This window comes from Nitratidesulfovibrio liaohensis (assembly GCF_011682075.1).
Classification (GTDB): Bacteria; Desulfobacterota; Desulfovibrionia; order Desulfovibrionales; family Desulfovibrionaceae; genus Cupidesulfovibrio; species Cupidesulfovibrio liaohensis.
Genome location: NZ_VSMK01000345.1, coordinates 1 through 2,968, shown reverse-complemented (window position 1 = coordinate 2,968; position 2,968 = coordinate 1). Strand labels below are relative to the sequence as shown.

At 70.0% G+C, this 2,968-nt stretch carries 3 protein-coding genes; 1 reads left to right on the top strand and 2 read right to left on the bottom strand.

The window, feature by feature from the left end; genetic code table 11:
• On the top strand, positions 1 to 902 hold a 902-nt coding region (locus tag FVW27_RS11940; RefSeq protein ID WP_167125430.1), incomplete at its 5' end, for a CobD/CbiB family cobalamin biosynthesis protein.
• Positions 903 to 1,111: 209 nt separating this feature from the next.
• Here FVW27_RS11940 and FVW27_RS11935 read toward each other — a convergent pair.
• Positions 1,112 to 1,378, bottom strand: coding sequence for a DksA/TraR family C4-type zinc finger protein (locus tag FVW27_RS11935; protein ID WP_167125428.1), 267 nt, complete (start codon positions 1,376 to 1,378; stop codon positions 1,112 to 1,114).
• A 148-nt stretch (positions 1,379 to 1,526) separates the two neighbouring features.
• On the bottom strand, positions 1,527 to 2,968 hold a 1,442-nt coding region (locus FVW27_RS11930), incomplete at its 5' end, for a hemolysin family protein (RefSeq protein WP_341806132.1).

Below are 2,968 nucleotides of genomic sequence, written 5' to 3'. Positions count from 1 at the left end.
GGGTGCTTGCCGTCATGGCCGTGGCGGGGGGCGTTGCGCTTGCCGTGTGGGGGCTGGTGCGCCTGCCCGTACTGGCCCCGTGGCTGGGCGCTCTGGTTGCCGTGTATTTCGCCTGGGCCGGGCTGGCGCTGGGCAGCCTGCTGCGCGAAGGGCGGCGCACCCTGCATGCCATCGAACACGGGACGCTGGACGAGGCCCGTACGGCGGTGTCCATGCTGGTCAGCCGCGACACGGCGCAACTGGACCGCCCGGACCTGCGCCGCGCGCTGGCGGAAACGCTGGCCGAGAATTTCAACGATGGCTTCGTGGCTCCGTTCTTCTGGCTGCTGCTGGGCGGCCCCGCCGGTTTGTGGGGCTACAAGGCGGTGAGCACCATGGATTCCATGTGGGGCTACCGCACGGAAGAATGGTGCGACCTGGGCCGGGCCTGCGCCCGGCTGGACGATGTGCTGGCGTGGGTGCCCGCGCGGCTGTCCGCGCTGTTCCTGTGGTTGTCCGCCCCGCTGGCGAAAGTGCGCGGCGGCTGGCAGGGCTTCGGCCGCATGGCCCGCGATGCCCGGAGCATGGAATCGCCCAACGCGGGCTGGCCCATGAGCGCCGCCGCGTGGCTGCATGGCGCGCCCATGGGCGGGCCTACGCCCTATTTCGGGGTGGTCAAACACAAGCCGGTGCTGGGGCCGCGCCCGTCCGGGAATGTGCTTGGTTCCACTGTCGCGGATGCCTGCGGCACCGCTTCCACGTCTGCCCCCGCATCTGCCTCCGCGTCTGCTTTCGCATGTGGCCCCACTCCGGCATGGAACGCCGAGCGGCTGGAAGGGCTGCTGCGCCACTTGCGCGTAGCCGGGCTGGTGGCGGCGGGGTGCCTGTGGGCAGGGGCGCTGCTGTTGCGGTTGCTGGCGTAGCGGGCAGGACGGGATAGGGCTGGACTGGGCGGATACGATCGGGGCCGACCGGGGCCGACCGGGGCTGGCTCAATCAGAACAGGGTTGGGCCGGGCAGGGTCCCGGGCGAAAGAACATCGACCGGAAATGCAAGGGGAGGCGCTTCGCAAAGCTCCTCCCTTCTTTTTGTGCATTCGTGTCTTTGCATGCTTTCGTCAGGGCATCTGTCGTCAGCGCAACTGGCTGTCCTTGCTGCCCTTGCGGTTGTACAGCGAGACCGTCTGGCGGTCCCGGTCGGCCTCCTGCTGGCAGGGCACACACAGGCGCACGCCGGGCAGCGCCTTGCGCCGGGCTTCCGGAATGGGGTCGCCGCATTCCTCGCAAAAGTCCAGCCCCGGCCCCCTGGGCAGGCTGTCGCGCGCCCGCTGCACCTCGTCGGCGATGGAGTCGCGTATCTGATCGTTGACGGCGTTGTCGCCCGCCCATCCGGTGGCCATGGTGTCTCCCCGCGCGGTGTGGTTCGCCGCGCATGGATAGTCTGTAATGCCTGTGCCCGCGCTGGCAAGGGCAGTGGGTACTGACGCGAACGAGCCACGCGGATGTGCAAGAAGCGGCAGGACCGCACGCACTGCGGGCTACCGGTCCCTACGGCGCGTCGTCGCCCACGTCGTCGGCACGCTCGGGATCGGGGGTTACCAGCACGCGGTCGATGCGTCGGCCATCCATGTCCACGATCTCGAAGCGGTGGCCGCGCCAGCGCAGGGCATCGCCCATGGCGGGCATGCGCCCCAGCCGGTGCAGCATGAATCCGGCCAGGGTTTCGTACGAGCCGGGCCGGTCATCAGGTTCCTCCGCTGGGCCCAGCCCGGCCAGCGAGCACATCTCGTCGAAGGGCAGCAGACCGTCCAGCAGCCAGCTGCCGTCCTCGCGGCGCACGGCCGCCGGGTCAGGGTCGCCACTTTCGTCGGGCAGTTCGCCCACCACGGCTTCCAGCACGTCGTTGGGGGTGACCACCCCCTGCACCTCGCCGTACTCGTCCACCACCAGGGCGAAGGGCAGCCCTTCGGAGTGGCGGAACAGGTCCAGCAGGGTCAGTGCGCGGGCTGTCTCGGGGATGTACAGGGGCTGCCGGATGAAGCCGTCCATGGGAATGTCCGGGGCGGCCAGCCGGGCGGCCAGGAAATCGCGCGCCTTCAGCACCCCGGTGGCGGCGGCAATGTCGCCCCGCGCCACGGGAAAGCAGGAATGGGACGACTGCGCGATGCGCAGCATGTTTTCTGCGTCGGGCATGTCCAGGTCCAGCCATTCCACCTGCGAGCGGTGGGTCATCAGCGCCCCGGCCCGCCGGTCGCCCAGCCGGAAGATGCGCTCCAGCATGTCGCGCTCGGCGTGCTCCACCACGCCCGATGCCGCACCCTCGCCGATGAGCCCCCGGATGTCCTCTTCCGTCACGGCCCTGTCGCCGCCTTCGGGCAGGCGCAGCAGGCGCGAGGCCGCGCGTGACGACGCGCTGAGCAGGCGCACCAGCGGCAGGGCCAGGCGCAACAGCAGCGCCATGAACGGGGCGGTGCGGCGGGCGCAGGCCTCCGGAGTGCCGAAGGCCATGCGCTTGGGCACCAGTTCGCCAAGGATCAGGGTGAAATAAGTAATGATCAGGATCACCAGGCCAAAGCCCAGCGGGCCGCTGTAGGGGCGCAGCATGTCCACGCGGGCCAGCGCGGCGGAAAGGTGTTCTGCCAGCGCGGCCCCGCCGTAAGCACCGGTAAGGATGCCCACCAGAGTGATGCCGATCTGCACGGTGGAGAACAGCCGGTCCGGCTCGCGCAGCAGGCGCAGGGCCGTGGCCGCGCCCTTGACGCCGCGTTCGGCGTCCTGGCGCAGACGTACCTTGCGCGAGGCCACCAGCGACATTTCCGCCAGCGAGAAGAATCCGTTGATCAGGATGAGCAGGAGAATGACGCCTGCCTCGAAGTAGATGGAGCCGGATGTGCCTGTGTCGTCCATGAGTGTGTGGGGGGCGGGAGCGCGCTGCGCCGGGCGGGGCGGCGCGGGTGGTGGCCGCCGGAAGGGCCTGTGGAGTGGGGCGC

Coding starts and splice junctions, on each gene's coding strand:
- FVW27_RS11935 (WP_167125428.1), bottom strand. CDS start 1,378: ATGGCCACCGGATGGGCGGGCGACAACGCCGTCAACGATCAGATACGC.